The organism is Phocaeicola sartorii JCM 17136 = DSM 21941 (assembly GCF_054653615.1).
Genome location: NZ_BAAIFW010000005.1, coordinates 1,015,343 through 1,038,930 on the forward strand (window position 1 = coordinate 1,015,343; position 23,588 = coordinate 1,038,930).

General features: G+C 41.4%; 18 protein-coding genes. 7 read left to right on the plus strand and 11 right to left on the minus strand.

What is annotated here, in order from left to right; genetic code table 11:
* Positions 1-3: 3 nt before the first annotated feature.
* Positions 4-360: a type II toxin-antitoxin system RelE/ParE family toxin gene (locus ACYQ0C_RS04280; protein WP_016277097.1), complete on the plus strand. Its 357-nt coding sequence runs from the start codon at positions 4-6 to the stop codon at positions 358-360.
* A complete protein-coding gene (locus ACYQ0C_RS04285) occupies positions 357-647 on the plus strand; it encodes a helix-turn-helix domain-containing protein (RefSeq protein WP_016277098.1) in 291 nt (96 codons plus the stop codon). Before ACYQ0C_RS04280 ends, ACYQ0C_RS04285 begins: the two co-directional genes overlap by 4 nt.
* Before the next feature lie 126 nt (positions 648-773).
* On the opposite strand, the gene ACYQ0C_RS04290 is transcribed toward ACYQ0C_RS04285, so the two are convergent.
* The 11 genes from ACYQ0C_RS04290 to ACYQ0C_RS04340 all read right to left on the minus strand — a co-directional run bounded on the left by ACYQ0C_RS04290 (position 774) and on the right by ACYQ0C_RS04340 (position 13,930).
* Positions 774-2,288, minus strand: a complete 1,515-nt coding sequence (locus ACYQ0C_RS04290) for a radical SAM/SPASM domain-containing protein (RefSeq protein WP_081642415.1) — start codon at positions 2,286-2,288, stop codon at positions 774-776.
* On the minus strand, positions 2,266-2,466 hold the full coding sequence (locus ACYQ0C_RS04295) for a hypothetical protein (protein WP_016277100.1): 201 nt from the start codon (positions 2,464-2,466) through the stop codon (positions 2,266-2,268). The genes ACYQ0C_RS04290 and ACYQ0C_RS04295 overlap by 23 nt, the downstream gene beginning before the upstream one ends.
* Before the next feature lie 32 nt (positions 2,467-2,498).
* Positions 2,499-3,641, minus strand: coding sequence for an HlyD family secretion protein (locus ACYQ0C_RS04300; protein ID WP_016277101.1), 1,143 nt, complete (start codon positions 3,639-3,641; stop codon positions 2,499-2,501).
* Between the two features lie 66 nt (positions 3,642-3,707).
* Positions 3,708-6,050 (minus strand): outer membrane beta-barrel protein, encoded by a 2,343-nt coding sequence (locus ACYQ0C_RS04305; RefSeq protein WP_167330612.1) that lies wholly within the window; start codon positions 6,048-6,050, stop codon positions 3,708-3,710.
* On the minus strand, positions 6,047-6,175 hold the full coding sequence (locus tag ACYQ0C_RS04310) for a hypothetical protein (protein WP_016277103.1): 129 nt from the start codon (positions 6,173-6,175) through the stop codon (positions 6,047-6,049). Before ACYQ0C_RS04310 ends, ACYQ0C_RS04305 begins: the two co-directional genes overlap by 4 nt.
* Positions 6,176-6,254: 79 nt before the next feature.
* A complete protein-coding gene (locus tag ACYQ0C_RS04315; protein ID WP_016277104.1) occupies positions 6,255-8,456 on the minus strand; it encodes a peptidase domain-containing ABC transporter in 2,202 nt (733 codons plus the stop codon).
* 30 nt (positions 8,457-8,486) lie between these two features.
* Positions 8,487-8,690: a hypothetical protein gene (locus ACYQ0C_RS04320; RefSeq protein WP_235783080.1), complete on the minus strand. Its 204-nt coding sequence runs from the start codon at positions 8,688-8,690 to the stop codon at positions 8,487-8,489.
* Positions 8,691-8,744: 54 nt separating this feature from the next.
* Complete coding sequence (locus tag ACYQ0C_RS04325) at positions 8,745-9,140, minus strand: DUF3244 domain-containing protein (protein WP_016277106.1); 396 nt, start codon at positions 9,138-9,140, stop codon at positions 8,745-8,747.
* 164 nt (positions 9,141-9,304) lie between these two features.
* A complete protein-coding gene (locus tag ACYQ0C_RS04330; RefSeq protein ID WP_016277107.1) occupies positions 9,305-11,179 on the minus strand; it encodes a tetratricopeptide repeat protein in 1,875 nt (624 codons plus the stop codon).
* Positions 11,180-11,228: 49 nt separating this feature from the next.
* Positions 11,229-11,627, minus strand: coding sequence for a transposase (locus ACYQ0C_RS04335; protein WP_025076760.1), 399 nt, complete (start codon positions 11,625-11,627; stop codon positions 11,229-11,231).
* A gap of 443 nt (positions 11,628-12,070) precedes the next feature.
* The gene (locus tag ACYQ0C_RS04340; RefSeq protein ID WP_016277109.1) at positions 12,071-13,930 is read right to left on the minus strand and encodes a tetratricopeptide repeat protein; all 1,860 of its coding nucleotides are present in this window, start codon (positions 13,928-13,930) and stop codon (positions 12,071-12,073) included.
* Positions 13,931-14,568: 638 nt separating this feature from the next.
* Between ACYQ0C_RS04340 and ACYQ0C_RS04345 the strand changes: the two genes are divergently transcribed.
* The 5 genes from ACYQ0C_RS04345 to ACYQ0C_RS04365 all read left to right on the plus strand — a co-directional run bounded on the left by ACYQ0C_RS04345 (position 14,569) and on the right by ACYQ0C_RS04365 (position 23,541).
* A complete protein-coding gene (locus ACYQ0C_RS04345; protein ID WP_016277110.1) occupies positions 14,569-14,703 on the plus strand; it encodes a hypothetical protein in 135 nt (44 codons plus the stop codon).
* 126 nt (positions 14,704-14,829) lie between these two features.
* Complete coding sequence (locus ACYQ0C_RS04350; RefSeq protein ID WP_016277111.1) at positions 14,830-16,308, plus strand: radical SAM/SPASM domain-containing protein; 1,479 nt, start codon at positions 14,830-14,832, stop codon at positions 16,306-16,308.
* A gap of 30 nt (positions 16,309-16,338) precedes the next feature.
* Complete coding sequence (locus ACYQ0C_RS04355) at positions 16,339-18,648, plus strand: outer membrane beta-barrel family protein (protein ID WP_032942000.1); 2,310 nt, start codon at positions 16,339-16,341, stop codon at positions 18,646-18,648.
* Positions 18,649-18,779: 131 nt separating this feature from the next.
* Complete coding sequence (locus tag ACYQ0C_RS04360; RefSeq protein ID WP_016277113.1) at positions 18,780-21,089, plus strand: outer membrane beta-barrel protein; 2,310 nt, start codon at positions 18,780-18,782, stop codon at positions 21,087-21,089.
* A gap of 124 nt (positions 21,090-21,213) precedes the next feature.
* On the plus strand, positions 21,214-23,541 hold the full coding sequence (locus ACYQ0C_RS04365) for a TonB-dependent receptor (protein ID WP_016277114.1): 2,328 nt from the start codon (positions 21,214-21,216) through the stop codon (positions 23,539-23,541).
* The last annotated feature ends 47 nt before the right edge of the window (positions 23,542-23,588 follow it).

Below are 23,588 nucleotides of genomic sequence, written 5' to 3' on the forward strand. Positions count from 1 at the left end.
TCTATGAAAAAATATAGAACGGTTATCACATATAGAAACTACTTTGATGATTTTCTCGCAAGCCAACGCCCGAAAATAGCAAGTAAGATTCTGCAAATATTGCGTATAATCGAGGAAGTGGAACGTGTTCCTGTTACTCATTTGAAATATGTAGAAGATACGAATGGATTGTTTGAAATACGTGTTAAATTTGGCAGTGACATTTTTCGTATATTTTGCTTTTTTGATGCTGGAAAATTGGTGGTGCTTTTGAGTGGATTCCAAAAAAAAACACAAAAGACACCACCCGATGAGATAAAAAAAGCTGTGAGACTTATGGATGAATACTATCAAGAAAAAGAAAAGGAGGAACGAAAATGAATACAAAGACATTATCAGAGTTGGAAGATAAATACGTAGGTAAGCAAGGCACTCCTGAACGTGATGCTTATGAAAAAGAATTGTCTGATCTAATGATAGGTTTTCAAGTAAGGAATGCAAGAATCAAACTCGATCTGACACAAGAAGAACTTGCAGAGCGTATTAATAAGAAACGGGCATTTATTTCTCGTATAGAGAATGATGGCAGTAATCTTACTATAAAGACACTCCGTGATATTGTAGAGCGTGGTTTGGGTGGCAAACTGAATATAGAGGTTCAATTCTGATATTCTTTTAGGATCGGATTAGTCACAACATCCTTCTTATGCTACGATTTATTTCCGGACAGGCATTAGATTGAATCCGGGAATAAATCGAAGGCTACGGGAGGTCGCCCTACCGGCCATTTCTCCTTAGTCATAATCCAATTTGTTTCTCATGGCAGGAGCATACCGGCAGCGCGGATCAGGATAGTCCCAGCAATCGGGTCCGTATGCTTTGACAATATCACTCCAGCAGCGGTTCTGGTAACTGAAACAGTCCTCGAAAAAATAACAGCTTTGGCATTGGCTTGCCTCATTGATATCGGTACGTTCCAAGGAGCAAAGATGTTTGGCTTGAGGCGAGTTCCATACTTCCATGATACTTTGGGTGGTGACATCGCCTATGATAAATTGGGGAAGCCAATACAGCTGCTCACATATCGTTACTTTCCCGTCGGGTAATATGAACAGATGGGTGCTGAGCGCCGAGCATTCGCTTCCTTTAAAGTGGCGGCTGCCTCCCCAGGTGTCATAATATTCCTTTGTGACGGTCGCTTTGCCCAGAATGACAGGAAACGGGGCGTTGGCTATGAGCGGGCGCATTTCTTTGAATGTTTCCAGAATTTCTATTTGCGAAGGCTTCAGCCGCGCGAACTTCTTATAGTTTTTGCTGATGGAATTGGTGGTGGGCACGATGCGCCAGTCGCGCAGATGTTTCAGCTGGGACAGTTTTGATAATAATTCGGCCAGTGTGACAACATCGCAGTTATAAGTGGTCAGTACGGAGGACACCTGGTAGGTCAGTCCGCTGTCGTCCAGCAGGCGGAGTCCGTGTAGCATCTGTTCGGTGTACTGCCGGTTTACTTCCAGCGAAGAGCACAGGATTTCCGGCCGGGCGGCATCCAGCGAAACTTGCACGATGCCTTGGTAACCGGTTTCTTGTATATCTTGTATGATTTTTCCGGTCAGAGGTATTTTGGTTGATATGAATTCGGGTGCGATTCCTTTTTTCACCAGCTCCGTCAAGATGATTTTCCAGTCGTGATGCAGGAATATCTCGCCGCCTATCAAGCTGATCTGTTGCACTTGCATTTTCGAAGCTTCGTCAATGAGTTCCAGTATCCGTTTGACAGGCAAAGGAGATTCCACCTGTGTGGAGGTGTCTGCATAGCAATACTTGCAGTGGGTGACACACCGGTTGGTCAGCATGAAAGTGAGCAGCAACGGGCCGGTATAGAGCCTTCGGGTGGTAAGGTCCAGTTGCTTCCATACGAAAGAATTAGGGTCTAATTGTTCAAAACGCAAGGCGCTGCCCGCCTTTTCCGCTTCAATCAATACCCGTTTGGGGAAATAGATCTCTCCCTGCTGCGTGGAGGTATGAACGGGGGTCGTATTATTGATGAAGTACGACACCCACCCTGTTATTTCCTCCCTGCTGCGGTAGAAGAAATCGCACAGCAGGGGTATCGTTTCCTGCAAAGGCCTGTCATACGTGAAAAAACTCAGCATCACAGCCTGCAAGGGATGAATGAACGTATGCCAGTTCCGGGAGCAGCCGGTCTCAGCTCCCGTACCGGTGGAGAACAATGCTACCCTGTGTATATCATGACGGAGGTGATAATAGGGGTTCAGCACATACACTTTATTCATTTCCGGCATTTTCATCTTGTTTTTTGGTAGGATCGACAAATCCGCCTGTGTAACATCCCAGGCCGCATTGGGATAGTTCTTCGTCATCTATGCCGCCCTGCACGTCCATCAGTTCGTTCAAGTCCAGCACCTGTTCCTCATCAGAATAGTTGAGGTATTCCGGTTGCTTGTTGTTTTCTTCTTTTTTCTTCATGTCCTGTGTTTTTAATAGGTTTATGAATCCGTTTATTTTTGTTTGAAAAGTTCGTATATGGGGGCGAATATCCGGCTCATTATGCTTCGGCTCGAAGTGATGATCTCCGCTTTGCCGGACAGGTCTATCTCATATTTTATTTCTTTATGGTTCGTTGTCGTCAGCCCTTCCGGGAAGGCGACTTCCACCGCATAGCTTTTATTGTAAGGTACAAAAGAGATGGACGCTATTTTTCCCGGCAGCACTCCGTAAGCGTGTGTGGGATATTTGTTCAGCTCTATGTTCACATGGTCCCCCACCGCTACTTCCGCCACTTCATCTTGCGACAAGCTGATATGCCCCAAAGGGTTTTCCTGTTGTTTGGAGATAACGGTGCACAGGGTATCCCCCTCATTGACCCGGTGGCTCATGCCCCAGCTTTTCCCCCATACCACTATGCCGTCATGCCGGCTTTTTATCAGATACTTCCTGTCCCAAGTTCTGAGGCTGTTCACCATAGTCTCGTATGCCAGTTCCAGCATCCGCTGGTTTTTTCCCATTTCCATCTTATGGTTAATCTCCAGTTCGAACAGTTCCCGTTTCACCTTGAGTATATCCAGTGCGTCTGCCTGTCCGGAACTGTTCAGTATTTTCATCTCGTCGTCCAGAAACTTCTTTTTCTGCGGGTACAAGTCGAATTCCTGGTACATGACACAGGTGCGTACCGCTTGGGTGAATTGCTCGTATGCCGGAGCCATTTCCCCCATGATCAGATTGAACGGATAATTTTGCAGATAGTTGATGTCGTTGGTCCGGTAATACCATTCTATGTTGGTAAGGACGTTGCAGAACTTTTGCACATCCTCCAGCGAGGCCGTATTTTTCAGTATGCCCAATGTATCATTCCGTTTTACCTGCGACTGGTTTTCCACAAAAAACCGGTCTACCATTCCTCCCTGATTGGCGGTAATCCATTCCACGCTGCCCATATCATCAATGGTAATGTCCTTCTTTATTGTTTCAGGATATTTAAATAAGGCGGTTCCGGCAATCAGGAACGCGATAAGACCATAAACAATATAGCTTCCCGTATGTATCAGCCATCGGGGCATATCGCCCAGCATGTCGTTGTTTTCCCGGCTGTATATTTCTACATCTCTGTTTTCTTTATCTGTAGCTTTATATATTTCTTCCATGGCATGTTAATAATAGGGTAATACTGCAAAGATAGATGGTCTGTCCATATCGGACTGGATGCTTTTTTACATTCGGTCTTTCTGTGTTTCTCCGGCTCCTGTACCTTTATATTTGCTCCGTGCCTGATTGAATTTGTAACGTATCGTCAGGCTGACACTGCGCGACTGGGCAGGTAGGTATGTGCCTAAAGTTTGTAACTCGCCTAAATAGGCGATGGTGTGCGTCCGTGTGCTGTTGAACAGATCGTGGACACGGATCTGGCAGCTCAACCGGCTGTTCATCCAGCTTTTGAAAAGACTAAGGTCAGCAGACCATGTGGAACGCAACAGCTTGATGTTTTCACTGTGTCCGGTGGAACTCCATGAAAGGTCTGCGTTAACGAGGAAGTTGCAAGGTAGTTGCAGACTATTGTCCCATGACAGGCTGACGATTGGAGTATCTAGTATATGCTTTCCTTCGGGAGTGTCTGCCCGGAACCATTGCTGGGAGATCGTTCCTATAAACTGAGGCGACCAAATGCCGACAGTGGGTGAGAAAGCCAATGAAGCAAACAGGTTGTCGTAGCTTTCCGCATTGATCGTTTTCAGTAAAGCGATTGTAGGATTGTCTGGTGAATACGGGCTGCTTGCCATGACGATAGCGTTCTTTGTATGTCGATAACCGGCAGTCAGTTGCGCGTCATTATACACTGCGTTCAATATCAGGTTTTGTGATAATTGTGGGTGGAGCAGCGGATTTCCGCTCTCGTAAGTATAGCGGTTATTGTACACGATATTAGGGCGTAACTCGTGATATGATGGACGGAGGATATCCGAGGTGTAACTCAGTGAAAGTTGTAATTTTTCCAAGGGAAGCATGACTGTTGCCGAGGGAAACCAGTTATTATAATGCTTGCTTTGCATTTCGCTTTTCGTTCCCTGCTTGTAATATTCGGACGTGATGTGCTCGTACCGGACTCCTGCCTGTACATACAGAAGACCGAAACTGTGACTGTATTCCAAAAATCCGGAGAAGTTTTTTTCGCGTATTTTGCTGTCATTGTCTTTTAGAATAGCTTCTGCATTACTGAACTGATTGTGGTGTTTTGTATGGACGTATTCCCCTCCTATAGAGAAGTCCCCACCTGCTATTGTGTGCGACAAGACCAGTTTCCCGGCATAAAGACCGTTGTTTGTCCGGCTTAGGGTGTTTATCGTCCGTTCGTCTTTTGTGTCTTCGGTATAGTAATGCAAGTTCTCATGTGTCAGATTGGCTGAATGATTGTTTCTTTTCAGTATGTCCGCATTGAAGTCTATTTTCCATTCATTGATGTTGCCTTGGTAATAGAAGTTCAGCGAATGCTGGCTCTGTTGATCTCTACTGTCATAGAGGCTTAGTAAATGTTCCTTTGAGGTATTGTCTTCTGACACTTCACTTTTCATACTTCCCCAACTGTCATATCCGGGCAGGCGTGTAAAGCTGTATCGTGCTCCGGCGGTGTGGTTGGGATTGAACACGTAATTGGCAGAAAACATGGTATAGATTTGTTGGCTGTGTTCGTTTTCTTGTATGTTCGATTGCTGTTGCCAGGTCTTGTTCAGTCGTGTTTGCTGACTGATTTCTTTTTTATTCCAGTCGTGTTTGTTGCTTCCCATCAGTGTGCCGGAGAGGTCGAATCCTCCGGTACGGTAGTTGAAGTTAAACTGGTCTAGCAGACTCCATTTTTTGTTATATGCCACATGCGTGCGATTGTTGAATCCGAATCCGTCTCCTTGTATCCGTTTGGTGGTGATGCGTACCACGGCTTTCACGGAGGCGGCATAGCGTGCTCCGGGATTGTTGATGACCTCTACCGACTTCACCTCGTTGCTTGCCAATCGGTCTAGTTCTGAAAGATCGTGTATTTTTCTACTGTTGATATACACCTCTGCTGTTCCTCGTCCGAAAACAGATACGGTTCCTCCATCGTTCGAGACGCCCGGTATCCTACTCAACATGTTTTCTGCTGTTCCCGCTTTCTCCAGCAAGGTGCCTGCCACATTGGTCAGTAAGGAACCGCCTTTTATCCGGGTACGTGGTGGTTCGCCGTGTACCATTACTTCTTGCATCATTTGCGTGTCGTCACTCAACAGCAGTTCTCCGGATATTGGTTTGCCGGCATCTACGGGCAGATACAAAGTGGCATAGCCGATGCACGATACACGCAGCAATCCTTTTTCCTTTTCTGGATACTCCAAGGTGAAAGTACCGTCAACACCACTGACAGTTCCTTGTATGAAAGTACTGTCCGGCAGAGACAGCCATACGATATTGGCGTACTCTATCGGGCTCTTTTTTTCATTCATTACAGTTCCTTGAACTTTGATCTGTCCTGTTGCGGCGGAAGTGCACATCCAGCCGAATAAGAGGGCGAGTAGTTTATATTTCATATTTTTTGTCTTGTTGATAATTGTTCCCATGTTTTTCGGTCTTGTTTGATTTGTGCTATCATTAATAGGATACGCTCCAAGTGTATTTTGTTTTGTTTGCACAATGTTTCTTTAGGATGTTCCATGAATTTCTCTTTTTCTTCTTGATAAAACCATGTTCGTGAACATCCGCCACATATTGTGTTTGCCTTATCCAGTGTGATATCACGCGCTCAGTTCCAGTTGGTTCTTTACCAATCTGTAGTAATCTCCCTGCCGGGCAATCAGTTCATTGTGCGTACCCTTTTCGGTTATTTCTCCTTCTTTCAGCACCACTATCTGGTCGGCGTTTTTCACCGTGCTCAGGCGATGGGCAACAATGACCACTGTCTTGTCCTTGAAGAACTTCTCCAGATTGCCCTGTATCACCTTTTCATTGTCCGTGTCGAGGGCATTGGTCGCTTCGTCGAAGAACAGATAGTCGGGATTGCGATAGATGGCGCGCGCTATCAGGATGCGTTGCTTCTGTCCCTGGCTCAGTTCTTGTCCCGTGTTGCCTATTTTGGTGTTATACTTCAAGGGCAATGATTCTATAAAGTCGCGTATGTTCGCCATCTCCACGGCATAGAGCAGCCGTTTCTTGTCTATCATGTTTCCATCCGGAGCGATGTTGTTGGCTATGGTGTCTCCAAAGATAAATCCCTCCTGCATCACCACGCCACAATGCTTGCGCCACTCTTTGAAACTGATTTTCTGTAGAGACTGGCTTCCTATGGTGACTGCCCCTTCTGTGGGAGGGTAGAATCCCAGCATCAGTTTGATCAAGGTTGTTTTTCCGCTTCCGCTGAGGCCTACGATGGCGGTGGTTTTTCCGGCCGGTATATCCAGTGAAAGCCCTTTGATGATCCGTTTTGATTTTTCGGAACCGTAGGTGAAGATGACATTATTCAGCCGGATGGGGTCTTTGCCGGATATCTCAGTTTCCTGCTCCATGCCTTCCGTCTCCTCATCGGGCTTGCCATGTATCTCTCCCAGACGCTCCAGACTCAGTTGGGCATCCTGCGTGTCTTGCATAAAAGATACAAACTGCGTGACAGGGCCTTGCATCTGTCCGATGATGTACTGTATGGAGAGCATTACGCCCAGCGTGATGCTTCCATGCAGTACGGCGGTGGCCGAAAGGACGGTAATCAATACGTTTTTTACTTCGTTGATAAGCACGGCTCCCACCTGTTGCCACTGCCCCAGGTTGAGTGAATTCATATTAATGCGGAACAGAGAGGCTTGTATATTTTCCCATTCCCAGCGTTTCTGTTGTTCACAGCCCAGCAGCTTGATGTCCTGCATGCCATAGATGAGCTGCATCAGATTGTTCTGATTGACGGACATCTGTTCAAAATTTTTCCGGTTGAGGTCTGCCCGTTTCCGCATGAACAGTTTCACCCATCCTATATATGCCAGGCTGAACAGGAGAAAAATCAGAAATATCTTCCAGCTGTAAATGGCCAGTACAACCCCGAAGATAACCACTGTAAGGGTGGAGAAGAGTATGTTCAGCACAGACTGGGTGAGAAAACTTTCTATGCGGTTGTGATCCTCGATACGCCGTATCAGGTCGCCTTCCAGCTTGCTGTCAAAGAAGCGCATGGGCAGCCGCATCAGCTTGGAGAGGAAATCGGAGATGAGCGACACGTTTACGCGCGTACTGATGTGGAGCAGTATGCAGCGCCGGATTACCTCTATCAGTGTGCGGCTGAATACCAACATGAGCTGTGCTGCCAGAATTAGCTGGATAAAGTTCAGATTCCGGTGCCCGATGCCTTGGTCTACAATGGTTTGTGTAAGAAACGGGAAGACCAGTTGCAGCAAGCTGCCCGCCAGCAGTCCGATGACGAGCTGCATCATGGCTTTTTTGTACGGGCGGACATAGTGGAACAGATACCACAAGGACAGCTTCTCGTATTTTATGGGCTCTGCCTCGTAAAATTGCGGTGTGACATCCAGCAACATGGCTATTCCTTTTTCTATTCCTCCCTGGGTGGTGCTGATCCAGCACTTCTTCAGTTCCTGTTCTTCATACTTCAGCAGTCCGTAAGCCGGATCGGCAATGTAGAACCAGGTTTTTCCTTTTTTCTTTTCTATTTTGTAAAGCACCACAAAGTGCTCTTGGTTCCAGTGGATGATGCAGGGCAGCTTGGATTGCTGTTTCAGTTTATCCATAGAGGTGCGGATGCCCGTGGCACGTAACCCTATGCTGGCTGCCGCTTCACTGATACCCAGCAGGTTCACCCCGGTGCGCTGTATGTACGACTGTTCGCGCAACTGCTGCACCGAGAATGTCTTTCCGTAAAATTTGGCTATCATTCTCAGGCAGGTAGGGCCGCAGTCCATGGCATCCAGCTGTTTATAGAATGGGAATTTGCTCATTGTCGTGTTTTCTGTTTTACAATGCTTGTCCTATGCAATCCATTGTTTCAATGAATCATATAGACCTTTGTCACCATAGTAATAAGTTTTGGCAGATCTGTCGTACAGTATCACTATGTTGAGTTCGTTACGCATATAATCCATATATTCAAAGAATGTAGAGCGTGCTACACCTAGCTTTGTTGCAAATTCTGCGGCTGTGCCTGTTTTTCTAGTATGGATTAGATGATCCATATAGAAAATCTTTTTTAGTTCAACTTTAGTCATTGTATTTTGTGTTTTTAAGGGTTAGATTTTAAAGATTCCCGTCAGGTAGTCACCTTGGTTATTGGTCATTTGCAGCGTATATTGTCCTGAAGGAAGATTTCCTGTCTGGATTACCATATAAGCTGTTTGTGACTCGGAGAAGGTTTGGCGGTAGACTTCTTCTCCGGTACTGCTGGTGACGGTAATGGTGATGTCGCAGTTGGGAGAGGGATTCTCAATGTAGATGGATTGGGAATCGTAAGAAGCGGTAGGGGTGGGAGAAAGGCTTCTTGATGTGTTGGATTCCCAACGTCCATTTAAAGGCAAATTTTTTGTAGCCTCTGAGAATGCATAGATGCTTTGCATTGACAGGCCACTTAATAGCATGGCAAGTAATGCCATACGCAAATTCAGATTTTTCATTTTTTGTATTTTCATACTGTTCGCTATTTATATTGTTTTGATGGAAGCAAAATTAGGCTTTTGCTTTTAAATATATATAGACTTGATTTCCTAATAAATGGACAGCATGAAAAAATATTTTCTTGATTTTTAGCGCTTTATGCTTTTTGAATAATCCCCCTTATGGACGGCTTGTTCCTTTAAAATTCCAGAAGCCATAAATCGAGGGTATGGCTTTCGCCTAATGAGCCTAACTTTTGGGTAATCCGATCTTTGAGGCGGAACTTTCTTTTAGAAACAGACTGAGGAGAGATATTCAGTATGCTTGCTATAGTAGGATTGGAAAAACGAAGCTTGATAAGGCAGCATATCTGTAAATCACTCTCCGTTATTGAAGGAATCACTTGGCTTAAGCGTATCGTATAGTTATCAAACAACAAATCAATATTCTTCTTGATTTCCTCCCATTGCAAAACATCGATGGGGGATTTTTTATCTTTCAAGTTCTTGATCACCCTTATGTCCTTTATCAGTAAGTTCGATAGATAGGTTTCTCTATCGCGTAACCGCTGATTTTCTTTTGCCAAAATTTCTAATCTCTTCAGTTCATTAGACTTTTCATTCAGGGTAAAGGAATATTTATTTATATTGTTTTGAAGCGTTTCATTCTCTTGCTTCAGGCTCTCGTTTTGCTGCTGTATTTCGACCAATGCTTTATGTTCTTCTTCCAGTTGTTCCTGTACTTCTTTGTTTTCTTCTATCTGCATGGCGAGTTCTTCCATCCGGTTTCTGTTGCGGGCAATTATCATCTCATTCTCTTGTATTTTAATGGTGTTCTGGTTTATTTCTTCTTCCTTCCTTTGGAGCAGGCGTTCTTTGCGAAGCAGTTTTTTTTGATATATATATATCATGACTGCTATTCCCACAACTATTTCTATTCCTGCCAACAATATCATATTAATTATATTCTTCTTATCAATTTCTAATTGACTCTTTTCATTGATAATTTTCTGTTGGTCGTATTCCTTTTGCATTTCAGCCAATTCACTACTTTTATTTAGGGTTTGTATCGAGTCCTGATAATTCAATAGCTGGTCGCAATAAACTGACATCTTTTCATATTCATGATTGTCCCGGCTTACATAATATAAACCTTGATAAGCTGCACGAACTGTATAGATACTTGAAGAATGCAACGCTTTGTTAAAATAGTAATAAGCAGAATCAGAAATAGGAAGGTTGTAATAAATTTCACCTAACACCAAGAAGTTTTGCCCTAAGGATTCAATCTTGTCTGTTTCTTTTATCTGTAGTGCTTTCTGTGCATATTTCAAGGCAGATTGATAATCTTTTATATTCGTATATATCCCTGCCAATTCATTCATGGCGCCTGAACACAAATAGTTATCTTCAGTTTTCTCAGCTAGCAGAATCGCTTTCTGATAATATTCTATCGAAGTATTCATTTGGTTTAATGCAGCCATAATTCTTGCAAGAAAAATATAAGAAGAGCATATATATTTATCATCATTTGCTAATTCTGCATAATGAAGTGCTTTTTCAATGTTTTTTGAAGCATCCTCATATAAATCTCGGAAAATATAGAGATCGCCTAGTTCTATATATATAAGGTGTGCCAATTGGTAATCTTCTGTCTTCTCCACTTCCTCTATTGCTGCTAGGTAGAGTTTTTGTGCCTCTTCCGGCTTGCCGGCTATTTTGCACAATATACCTTTATAATATAGCACCATCGCTCTACGCTGCGTATTCTCTTGGTGCATAAAGTAGTCGTATGCTATATTAATGAAGGTGGAATCTGCAACTTCCTCTCTATAATTTTTGTATTTAGCTTGGGTTAGAAATAAAGCCCATGTAGCTTTTTGCAATTTATCAGAAGATGCCGGGACCTGCATCTCTTGTAATATGTGTAATGCACTATCCGGGTGTTCATACATTATTGACTCTGCTTGCGTCAATTCGGGCAGTAATATTGTTGTGCCATTATTAGGGAATGTGCAAGCTGATAAGTAGGTGATAATGATAGTTAGTATAATAATAACTTGTGTTCTTCTCATTGTTTATTCAATTGATGTATAATTTGCAAAATTAGAAAATAAATGTCAATTAGGAAATTAGATAGATGAAAAATTTAGTTGATTCGGCATCCTCATCTGTAGCAGGACTGGAACCAGAATTTGAATCATCCTTATCTTTCGACTTCTCTTCGGCGGAAATTCTGGCCTTTTCAACTTGTTTTTTCAGAAGAGAGACACTCATGTTATTGAAGTCATTGTTGCCCAGTCGCTTACGAATGTTCACAAACAAAGTAGGGTCAAAGATCGGTTTGTCGGTAAACTCGGACAGACCCACGAAATATTGCATATAGGGATTTTCCTGAATAGCCAAAATCGTTTCTTCGTCAGACTGGTTCATTTTGTGTTTGATGAGTAGCGAGCCGATAATCATGCGGGCGGGTTTGTTACCGACACCGCGTTTGCCATTATTCAAACGATGGTTATACAAACGTTCAATCTCATTCTAGGGAAGAGTGCACCCAATTGAACCCAACGATTAGATTTGGATAAGCCATCCAGGGAGGAGCGAAATATATCAATGCTGAGCTGTTTTCATTGTGAACTGTACTTCATAAAATCTTCTTTTAACACTCAAAGATACCCATTTTAAGATAAATGAGGGAATATACACATGACTATTTTAATGAAAATCAGTTAATTGATATTATTCAGGGAACTCTAAGTATGGTTAGCATTATAACCATACAAGTAATCGTTTTCTTTTTCATTGTAATGTTCTTTTTTATATTCATATTGTATTTTATTTGTTGCAAAAGTACAATATTATAGCTAAAAGAGTATAGACGGGATATGGACAAATGAAAATAGATAAAAGGCTATAAAACAGTCTTTTATCTATTTTTGCTTTCACTTAATATGGACGAACTCTTCTTAATATTCTATGAGCCACGTATCTAGATTCTGATTTTTGTCGAATGTCCCTATTTCTTGGAGGATTTTTTCTTTCAGTCTCAATTTCCTCTTTGAAACGCTGGTAGAGGCGAGTCCGCCTATTTGGTGTGCTATATTTACATTGCTGTAGCGTAGTTTTATCAAGTAACATAGTTGCATGTCATTTTCTGTTAAGGTAGGTATTTGTAAGCGGATCCGTTCGGTGAAACCATTGTATATATAGTCTATCTTTACTCTAATTTCTTCCCATAGTAATGCATCAATGGGCAATAGACCTTTCTCGTTTATCTTTTCTTTGATATTTGTTTGCTTTATTAATAAATTGCAAAGATATGTTTCCCGTTGGTGCAGATATTGATTTTCTTGTGTCAGAGTATCGAGCTTTTTCATAGCTTTGGACTTTTCGTCCAGTGATGCCGTATAATGGTTGATGTTTTCCCGCAGTTTTAGATTCTCTTGTTGTAACTGCTGATTTTGTTGCAGCATTTCCTGTAGCATATTTTGTTGTTCTTCCCATAACTCTTTTGCTCCTTTGTGTTCTTTCATTTGTGCAATGAGTTCATCCATACGCATTTGGTTACTATAAATGATATTTTCATTATCACGCAGTTGCTCTATATAGGAACGTATTTCATTTTCCTTTTCTTGTAGTTTTTTTCTTTGAAGTGTTATTTTACGTTGATAGCCATAAATAGTAATGATAATGGTGCAGAGTAAAATACTTAATATAATCAGTGTATTGCGTATAGTCCGGTCTTTTTCAATTTGCAATTGATTCTTTTCGTTAATGATTTTCTGTTGATCGTATTTTTCCTGCATTTCTATCAATACTTTGCTATGCTCTATTTTATTGATGGAGTCTTGATATTGCCACAATTTATTGCTGTATTCTACCGCTTTTTTATAGTCTTTTTCTTTTTTAGAAAGGTAAAATAGCGCTTGGTAGGCACAGTATGCTGTATGAATATTATTTGATTGGGATGCTTTGTTTAGATAAAAGTAAGCAGAATCATTTTGACCTAAATATCGATATGTATCGCCTAGTCTAAGTCTTTTTTTGTCTGTTTCTTCTATTTGGATAGCTTCTTTTATATAGTGTAATGCTTTCTTGTGATTGTTGATATGATTATAAAAGATAGATATTTCATTCAGAGCATCCCCTGTTGGTTTTATTAGTTTATATGTTCTCCCCAACTTTATAGCTTCATTGTAGGACTCTATGGCTTTATTATATTCACATTTTAGAGCATACGCTCTTGCAATCAGTATATAGGAGTAGGCTATGTAATCTTTATATTTGGATAATTGGGCATATTGTTGCGCTTTCTCGAAATACTGCATGGTATAATCACTAAGTTCGCGGTAAGCATATATCATTCCTATACTAGAATGAATGAGATAGGCGAGTTTGTAGTCTTCGGTCAATTCTACTGTTTTTGCAGCTTCAAGAAATTGTTTTAGGGCTTCATCATCCTGATTGTGTTCATTATATACTATACCTTTATAATATAGTACCATTGCTTTCCGTTGCATATCATTTCCTTTTGTGAAAAAAGAATAGGCTATATTGATTAAAGAATCGGATTGCTTTATATCATTCTTATATTTGGCTTGTGTCATTAGCAGTGCCCATGTGGCATGTTGCAGTTGATTCGAAGAAGAGGATATGTGCATATCTTGTAGTATCTGCAAAGCACTGTCGGGATGTTCGTACATCACTTCTTCTGCATCAGACAATGCGGAAGAAATACGAACTGAGGTTGTTTCATGTTCTACGCAGGCTGAAAGAACAATGCAGACTGTTGCTATCAGCCCAATAATTTTATAAGCTTGTGTCATGTTGTTATGAGGATAATAATAAATACAAAGATACAGAATCGTTTTTAGAAGGACATCTGCGAATGTGTAAAATTATATATTAATTAATATGCATTAACATTCTGCTTGTCGTATTATCTGATGGTGGTTATCTTTTACCTCATGTCCGTTTCTTATTATTCGAGCACCTTGTTCATCGGTAACTGGCAAACTTTTCAAAGAACTCATTTTATTTACAGTCAAAGCCACTTAGGATTAGCTGATTTTTAACGAACTATTGCAGCTTGGCATTAATAATCCTATTATAAATAAAAGTTAAATAGCAGATTCTATTTAGTCAGTCCAGATTGTTCGGACTAGCTTGACTTACATTTGCAATATAATTTGATTCACTATTTAAGAATACTGGTGTTCAGCATGAATTTAAGTATATCTTAAATTTCGGTCTTAAATAATTTAGTTTATCTGTTTTACCATAATGGTAAGTTTGTCAGCAGAAATTAGATTATTATTCTAAGCATCTTAATAAAATAAGACAGACTGTTTTATTGAGAATGCGTGCATTTTAAAAAAAGGTGTTTATTCTGGTAGTAGAGGAATGGATACTTGGTGAAATGAATACGTGTATAATATTTTTTTGTAAATAAATTCTTTGAGGTATGAATACAAATACTCAGCAGGAAACAGAAACTTTACTGGGAACAGAATTGGAGCAGATACAAGGTGGAGCTTGTAATTGTGATTCAGGTGCAGGTCAGATTGTAGTTAGACCTGTTAGACCGGGGCAATTATAATTAATTCTATAAAAAATTGATTATGGTTCGCATCCAGTTCTTAATATAAGTATAGTGAATCTCAAATATTCAATTTAGTAAGGAGGATATTCCTCCTTACTATTTTATGTATAAAATAGTTGTATTATGTATATCTACTTAAATCCGCAATATGTGATTCGAAATGAAAAGCATTGTTCCTATATTATCTCTAAATCTGCTTTAATTACCACTAAGCTAGAATATACTATGGCCTTTGCTAGTGTACTTCCGCCGTGTATAGGGTATATTTTGTCGCATATTGGAGAGGGGGAGTTAAATGCTTCAATAGAAAAAATAGCAAATACTCTAAATGTAAAGTCGGATATAATTGAAAAGTTTATTCGAAAGATAATAGATAATCCTATAAAAGTAGGATGGAATTATAAAGGAGTGACGATATCTTTTCCTCCATATTTGCTGACTTCTGTTAAAGAGGAGTCAGAAGGAAGTGTCTATACAGATGATGAATTGTTTTATACTACAGACTTTATACCTAAACGTCCTTCGATTCCGCTGAATCTTAATTTTATGATTACCACTAAGTGCGGAACAGATTGTATGTATTGCTACGCAGATAGAAATAAAAGGTATGATTTGACAAGTCGGCAAATCATGAAGGTAATCGATGAAGCTCATGATATAGGGGTTGTTAATTTAGCTTTGACAGGAGGTGATATATTTGCTTTTCCAGACTGGAAAAAGTTGGTACGAAAAGTTGGTCTATATGGTTTTAAACCTTTGCTGAGTACGAAGATACCGTTAAAAAAGGATGATGTTTACTTCTTAAAAGAGTCTGGAATTAATTTTTTGCAATTTTCATTAGATTCTGTATTTCCGTCCACTTTGCAAACGATGGTACATGTAAAGGAAGACTATATAGATAATGTAAGGCATATGTTTGAATATTGTACAGATAATGGGATAAAGGTGACAGTTCGTACTGTGCTGACTAAATATAATAGTGATAGTAATGAAATAGATTCATTGTGTGCTTTTCTTGAAGGGCAGTTATGTGTTGCTAATTGGGTGTTGACACCGGCCTTTTATTCTGGATATAAGAATGGCTATACGGATTATAGAGCAAGTGACGATGCTTTGGTTCATGTTTATAAGATGACTAAAATAAAAAGCTCATCAGTTGGCTTTAATATTTTATATAATAAAATGAGTGATGAAAGATATAATCTCCATTCATATAAGACTGTAGATGAATTTGTAGCTGAAAACCAGATATGTAATGCAAATAGCTATTCAATGTCTATCTTGGCAGATGGTAATACTACAGCATGTGAAATGTTATATGACAATCCACACTTCATATTTGGAAATGTACGACAACATACGCTGCGTGATTTATGGAACTCGGATGTTGCATTGAAAATGTATTCATATACACAGCAAATGATAAAGCGGAAGGAAAATAATGCTTGTACGAAATGTAAAGTGTATGCTGATTGCAAACTTGGAGTGGGAAAGAAAGTTTGCTATGTTGATATAGCCAAAGTTTATGGAGCGGATAGATATGAGTATCCTGATCCGCGATGCCCTCAGGCGTTGAGATGTGAAGAGAACTTAATATTATAATATATGATTACATGTAGATACAATACGCTTATGAAATTATTAGTTTTTACCCTTTTATCTCTGATGGTTGTTTTACAGTTATCCGCGCAATCCTTTTCCGGAAAGGTGGTGGACGAGAACCGACAACCAATGCCTTATGCCAATATAGTACTACTCTCTCTTCCTGATTCCGCTTTTGTGGCCGGAACCATCAGTGATGAGCAGGGTATGTTCTCATTCCCCGAATCTTCTACAGCGCAATTGGTATGTATATCTTCCATCGGCTATAAAACACTTTATAAGGCTTGTGCCGGAACAGATTTGGGAGTTGTCAAACTATCGTTTGACACGCAGCAACTGGGTGAGGTGGTAGTAAGGGGAAACTTGCCCAAGACCCGCTTGAAAGATGGGGCGTTAACTACCAATATACAACATTCTATATTGAGTGATATAGGTTCTGCCAATGATGTACTGGCAAAAGTCCCCGGCATACAGGGAAAGGATGGCAATTTTACTGTGTTCGGCAAAGGCGAACCTGTGTTTTATATTAATGGAAGAATGGTCCGCGATAATGCAGAACTGGAGAGGTTGCACTCCAAGGATATAAAGAGTGTGGATGTTATAACCAACCCCGGAGCGCAATATGACGCAACAGTAAAGGCGGTAGTCCTTATCAGAACACTGCGGCCGGTAGGTGAAGGACTGGGATTCAATGTACGCACTTCGCACATGTATGGCAAGCATTATTTTATGTTGAACCAAGTGGATTTGAATTATCGTCATAAAGGACTTGACATAATGGGGTCATTGTTTTACAGCGGAGGAAAAGACGGGACAAATACCCGGCTGGATGAACAGGCCTTTACAGATACACCGTGGATATTGCATTCCAAGGCTTCTACTGTGGCAAGAAGAAAAAACTATAAAGCAAGGCTGGGAGCCAACTACGTATTCAGTGAAAAACATTCTATGGGGATGCTTTATGACTATGTATGCTATACTACCAAGGAGCCTCATTACTTCATGGACTCGCAGATGAGGCAGGAAGGAACGCTCATTGATGAATGGACGGGACATAATAGGCTTTCAAATCGTTATCCGTCTCATTTGGTAAATACCTACTATACCGGAAGTATAGGAAAATTATCGGTCAACTTCAATATGGATGTGCGTCGTGGAAAGACTGAAAATCAGCAGACTACTCAGGAAGATAGCGGAAATCCGACGGACAGGACGGTAAGTACCCGGAGCGACTGTAACAATGGGCTGCTTGCCGGAAAGCTGGTGATGGAACATCCCTTATGGAAAGGGAAACTCTCGCTCGGCGGTGAATACACAAATACATATCAGAAGAATAAATTTCAGAATGAACAGGGTATATTGGAAGATACAGACAATGAGGTAAAGGAAAATACAACATCCGCTTTCCTTCAGTATAGTGCCACGTTGGGCAAGTTTACTCTGGGAGCCGGAATAAGATATGAACACAATGTTTCTGATTATTATGAAGCCGGGGAGAAGAAAAACGAGCAGAGTAAAACGTATGACAATCTGTTCCCGTCTGTTTCTGCTGCCTTTACCTCCGGTCAATATAATATAGACTTGAGCTATGTCAGAAAGACGGAACGTCCTTCCTACAGCCAGCTGGATGGGAACATGAGCTATGTGAACCGATACACTTATCTGAGTGGGAATCCGTTGCTGAAGCCTGTCACCACATCGGATATGACAATGGTGGCTTCCTTTCGGTTCCTTCAGTTCATAGCCGGCTATCAACATGTGGAGGATAACATTGCTTATACCATCCGTCCATTGGAAGGATCTTCTTATATCACACATACCACTTATGAGAATTTCAAGAAGATGGATAAACTGACATTGATGGTGTCCGCTTCCCCCACTTTAGCTTGTTGGAATTTGAATTATAGTGTGGGAATGATAAAGCAGATGTTTGAACTAAATCATAAAGGGGAGATGAAGCGGATGAACCGTCCCATATTTTATGCCTCGTTGTTTAATACTTTCAGCCTTCCGGGGGATGTTAAACTGACACTGGATGCGGTGTATATGGGAAAGGGAAATACTCAGAATATGCTGCTGGGCGAAGATAAGTATATTGATGTAAGTATCAGCAAGAAATTTTTAAAGAGCAAGGCTTTGCAGGTTAAGTTGGAATGTCTTGATGTTTTTGACTGGAAACGCAATGACATGACATTGTTCGGGGTACAGCATGTGTTGCGTGAGACGAATTCATGGACGGATATGAGAAGGGTGGTGCTGACCGTGCGCTATAACTTTAACCCGTCAAAGGGAAAATATCGAGGTGCAGGAGCGGGTGAGGCTGAAAAGGCACGTCTCTAAAAGAACTTTTATAGTTTCTCCACTTCTTCTTTCGGCTTAAGGTAATTGGACAGAAAAAGCATATTTTTAATAAAATTCTTTGGTGTTATAGCTCTTTGTTGTACTTTTGCGTAAATTTATAAAAAATATATATGAAAAAGTTATTATTACTAACCTTATGCTTAATGGTGAAAAGTCTGTCCATGCAGGCGCAAACTATCAGCGGAAAGCTGATAGATGAACACAAACAACCGATTGGTTTTGCTAATATAGTAGTACTTTCTCTTCCCGATTCTGCTTTTGTGGCCGGGACAATCAGTGATGAACAAGGGGCGTTCAGTATCAGTGGGTCTGGTGATAACAGGCTGTTGAAAGTTTCTTGTTTGGGTTACGCACCTGTTATAAAGTCATGTGCTCAGTCTCCGGTAACGATTGTAATGCGCGAGGACATCAATCTGTTGGGTGAAGTCGTGGTAAAAGGGAACCGTCCGTCACATAAACTTACTGCCGAAGGGTTGCAGACCCATGTGCAAGGGACAGTGCTCAGCAAAATGGGTACAGCGGAGGATGTGCTGAACCATATACCGGGACTTCAGAAGAAAAATGGTGCGTATGAGGTGTTTGGAAAAGGAACTCCGATCATTTATGTGAATGGAAGACTGCTCCGTGACTTGTCGGAGCTGGACCAGTTGAAGTCAGAAGACATAAAGAACGTGGAACTGATAACCAGTCCCGGTGCACGATATGATGCGTCAGTGAAAGCGGTGGTTAGAATAACGACCAAGCCCATAAACGGGGAAGGTTTTGGATTTGATGTGCGTTCCGGTTATAATCAGTGGGAGTACGCCGGCTTTGTGGAACAGCTGAACTGGAACTACCGGCGCGACAAGCTGGATGTGTTCGGAACCGTGTATTATAGAAAAAGTGAAGGGTTTGATGAAAGCCGGCTGACTCAGGACGTGTATGTGGATACACTTTGGCATCAGGACAATTATCAGTTCGCCAAAACAGACCGGCAGACGTTTACCAATATCGCCGGTGTGAACTATGCATTCGATGAGAATCATTCAATCGGAGTAAAATATACATTGAAAGCCAATCCGGATGCCCGCTATCGCACAGCATTTAATTCGGATGTATATGCCGACGGCGCACCTTATGACTATCTGGCGAATGATATCCATGCCATTGCATATTATAATCCCTCGCATTCGGTCAATGTTTATTATAAAGGTATGGCAGGAAAGACGGAGGTTGATTTCAACGCGGATTATCTGTTTGATAAAAATGGAGACCGTACGATACAATGTGAAGAAAGCAGCAATAAGGAAGACAGGGTGGTCACCTCCACCAATACATTGAGAAGTGAGCTCTTTGCAGCCAAGCTGGTGCTGAGCCGTCCGCTGCTCGGAGGAACTGTCATGGCGGGGGCCGAATACAGCCATACGGAGCGGCAGGATGATTATATGAATCCGGAAGGTTATGTGCCGACTTCGTTCAGCAAACTGAAAGAGCAGAACATCAGTCCGTTTATAGAGTACAGTCATGCTACCCCCATAGGGCAGCTTTCGGTGGGGGGACGCTATGAGTGGGTGAACTTTGATTACTATGAGGATGGCAGATATGTGGATGGGCAAAGCCGGAACTTCAGTAATTTCTTTCCCACCGTCTCATTGGGTTCTGAAATAGGTGAGATGCAGTTGCAGCTTGGTTATGCGGCAAAAACGCGTCGCCCGTCCTATCAGCAGTTGAGCAATAATGTGACGTATGCCAACCGGTTCACGCTCCAGTCCGGCAATCCGCTGCTGAAGCACGAGGTGGATCATCATGTTTCCTTGATGGGCGCATGGGAGTTCATGCAGTTCAGTGTGGATTATAATGACAGACGGAACGCGATTATTTACTGGGGGGAACAAATGGAGCATAATCCGGCGGTAACGCTTATCTCTTTCAAGAATCTCCATAGCTTGAAGTCCGTTTCTGCCTTTCTGGCATTGGCGCCCAAGTTTGGAATCTGGTCACCGCAATTAAGCTTCGGTCTTCGAAAACAATGGCTGGATCTGGAGACTACCGATGGATTGCTGAAGATGAACAAACCTGTGTTTACGGGGGCTTTCAATAATACATTTAACTTTCACCACGGCTGGGTGGCTTCGGTGGAAATGAGTTATCAGAGTAAGGGCGATATGGAGAATTGTTCGGAAACCAAGAATGTCTTTTATGTGGATGCCGGGGTTACGAAATTCTTTCTGGGGAATAAGATGTCTGTGAAGTTGAGTGGTACGGATTTGTTTCATGGCATAAAGTCGGGTAACCGCTTGTATTATAACCGGGCGTCTTCTTTGCAGATAAATAACTATGACAGCCGGAAAGTGATGCTGACGGTGCGCTATAAGTTTAATGCTACGCGTAATAAATATAAAGGTAGTGGTGCCGGAGAAAGCGAGAAAGAAAGGTTATAAGGGCTTGACATGCATACTTTGCTAAAAATAAGAACCGGGGCTCGTTTGCCTCGGTATTATTTGGCTCGTTTAAAGAAGAGAACATTACACCATTGATTATTATACATTTTAATACTAGAAATAGATGAGAATATTTGTTTGTTTACTATTTATGCTAGGAGTATTTTTAGCTGTATCAGCCCAGCAGGTAGAAATCTCCGGCAGGGTAGCGGACAGTAAAGGACAACCGGTTTCTTATGCCAATATTACATTGCAGCATAGTGATTCAACTTTTGTCACCGGATGTACTTCAGATGAAAAAGGTAGGTTCGTAATAAATAAGCTTGCAGTTGATAATTATTTGTTGCAAATATCTTTTGTAGGATACATTACCCAGGTAATCAGGTTGGACAATGTCAGTGGCACACTTGATATAGGAACTGTTCCATTGGCTGATGAAGCAATAATGCTGCAAGGGGTCACGGTGAAAGCATCCAATGTGATGAAACGGGTAGACCGCCAGATTGTGCTTCCTACAGACAAGCAGGTGAAATCTTCTAATTCTGGATATGAACTGATAGGCCACATGCAATTGGCCGGTTTGAAAGTAAATAGTATCGAACGCAAAATAACTACAGTCAGTGGCGGAACTGTACAGCTTCGCATCAATGATATCGAAGCAAGTACGGCTCAAGTACAGGCATTAAGACCTGATGAAGTTTTAAGGGTAGAATACATTGATAACCCAGGAGTGCGTTATGCTGATGCGGAAGTGGAGGCGGTGATTAACTATGTAGTTCGCAGGGCGAAGTCGGGTGTATCCGGTGGCGTGGATTTTATGAATGCTGTGACGACCGGATTTGGAGATGATAATCTTTATATACGCGCCACTCATAAATTATCGCAGTTCGGATTGAATTATTACCTCAGTTATCGCGATTATGACGATCGTAAAGTGGATGAAGAACAAATGTTTGATTTCCCTGACGCTGATGTGCGCCAGCGCGATTTGATAGGAATTTCTACCCCTTTCAATTATAAGGACCATTCAATAGAGGCAAGTTATAATATCACAAAACCTGAAAAGTATATATTTAATGCCGTTTTTACGGAAAATATTTATGATTCACCTCATGGGGATTATGGACAATTGATACAAGAAACCGGAAAGACGGATTTATATAACTATACACGTTCCGAATATAATTATAATTCTCCTTCACTGGATTTATATTATAAAAAGATTCTGCCTCATGATCAGTTTCTTGCTTTAAATGCGGTAGGGACTTATATCAATTCTGATTATAAACGTGAGTATAGCGAAGCTTATACTGAAGCGGGCAAGCCTGTATCCTCCTATAATTATGGTACGGATGGTTCCAGATATTCGCTGATAGGGGAAGGTATTTATCAGAAAACATTCAAGGAAGTAACTTTAACGACAGGTGTTAAGTATATGCAGGCATATACTCATAACCGCTATATGGGTGATGTGAATGAATCTACGGAAATGCATAATTCCAGCCTTTACGGTTACGTGCAAGCACAAGGAAAATGGGAACAGTTGAATTATTCTTTAGGCATAGGGGCATCCCGTCAGACTTTTGACGAATCGGAAGAAGGATTTACTTTCTATATGTTCCGCCCGATGCTGTCTCTTTCTTATCCTGTTTTCAGAGGGGCAAACTTGCGTTATAATTTCACTTGTTCACCTTCTATCCCCAGTTTGTCCGCATTAAGTGATATCCGTCAGCAAACTACCGATTTGGAGGTAAACAGAGGGAATCGCCATCTGGATCCTTATCGTTCATATACGAATCGCTTGCAATTGTCGTGGGGCAACAAAACAATGAATTTCCAGCTTAGCGGAGGACATCGCTATAGTAAAAATCCTATCATGGAGCAGATAGACTGTGTGGTGCAGCCGGATGGAAGTTATATCATCGAGTACAGCTCTGCCAATCAAAAGAGTTTCACTCAATGGAATGGAAGGCTTTATGCGAGTGTCAGTGTGGTGCCTGATTTATTGTCTGTCAGCCTATATGGAGGAGTGAATAGTTTTGAGAGCAAGGGAAATTCATATTTGCATCATTATACAGCCTGGTATGTGGGAGGGGATGTGTCTTTGAATTATAAGAATTTCTCTCTGTATGGTTCTATAGGAAACCGATATAATTCGCTCTATGGAGAATCGATAGATTATGGGGAAAAAAGCTCCATGATACAATGTTCTTATAAGTGGAAAAACTTAAATGCAGGTGTGGGAGTATTATATCCATTTACTCCTGCCGGTTGGAGTGCCGGTTGGAAGTTGATGAATGAGCGGGTGCAGAAGAAGAGTTGGACATATATTAAGGATAATGCCAATATGGTGGTACTGACGCTCTCCTGGAATTTCAATTATGGTCATAAGCATCGGACAGAAGATAAACTTATGAATAACGTAGACCGTGAGACTGGTATTGCAAGATAAGTAAATTTTTAATGGAATTCTTTGGTGTTATAGCTCTTTGTTGTATT

Coding starts and splice junctions, on each gene's coding strand:
- ACYQ0C_RS04280 (WP_016277097.1), top strand. CDS start 4: ATGAAAAAATATAGAACGGTTATCACATATAGAAACTACTTTGATGAT.
- ACYQ0C_RS04355 (WP_032942000.1), top strand. CDS start 16,339: ATGAAATTATTAGTTTTTACCCTTTTATCTCTGATGGTTGTTTTACAG.
- ACYQ0C_RS04340 (WP_016277109.1), bottom strand. CDS start 13,930: ATGACACAAGCTTATAAAATTATTGGGCTGATAGCAACAGTCTGCATT.
- ACYQ0C_RS04320 (WP_235783080.1), bottom strand. CDS start 8,690: ATGGATCATCTAATCCATACTAGAAAAACAGGCACAGCCGCAGAATTT.
- ACYQ0C_RS04295 (WP_016277100.1), bottom strand. CDS start 2,466: ATGAAGAAAAAAGAAGAAAACAACAAGCAACCGGAATACCTCAACTAT.
- ACYQ0C_RS04330 (WP_016277107.1), bottom strand. CDS start 11,179: ATGAGAAGAACACAAGTTATTATTATACTAACTATCATTATCACCTAC.
- ACYQ0C_RS04305 (WP_167330612.1), bottom strand. CDS start 6,050: ATGAAATATAAACTACTCGCCCTCTTATTCGGCTGGATGTGCACTTCC.
- ACYQ0C_RS04360 (WP_016277113.1), top strand. CDS start 18,780: ATGAAAAAGTTATTATTACTAACCTTATGCTTAATGGTGAAAAGTCTG.
- ACYQ0C_RS04290 (WP_081642415.1), bottom strand. CDS start 2,288: ATGAAAATGCCGGAAATGAATAAAGTGTATGTGCTGAACCCCTATTAT.
- ACYQ0C_RS04315 (WP_016277104.1), bottom strand. CDS start 8,456: ATGAGCAAATTCCCATTCTATAAACAGCTGGATGCCATGGACTGCGGC.
- ACYQ0C_RS04310 (WP_016277103.1), bottom strand. CDS start 6,175: ATGGAACATCCTAAAGAAACATTGTGCAAACAAAACAAAATACACTTG.
- ACYQ0C_RS04285 (WP_016277098.1), top strand. CDS start 357: ATGAATACAAAGACATTATCAGAGTTGGAAGATAAATACGTAGGTAAG.
- ACYQ0C_RS04345 (WP_016277110.1), top strand. CDS start 14,569: ATGAATACAAATACTCAGCAGGAAACAGAAACTTTACTGGGAACAGAA.
- ACYQ0C_RS04300 (WP_016277101.1), bottom strand. CDS start 3,641: ATGGAAGAAATATATAAAGCTACAGATAAAGAAAACAGAGATGTAGAA.
- ACYQ0C_RS04325 (WP_016277106.1), bottom strand. CDS start 9,140: ATGAAAATACAAAAAATGAAAAATCTGAATTTGCGTATGGCATTACTT.
- ACYQ0C_RS04350 (WP_016277111.1), top strand. CDS start 14,830: ATGTATATCTACTTAAATCCGCAATATGTGATTCGAAATGAAAAGCAT.
- ACYQ0C_RS04365 (WP_016277114.1), top strand. CDS start 21,214: ATGAGAATATTTGTTTGTTTACTATTTATGCTAGGAGTATTTTTAGCT.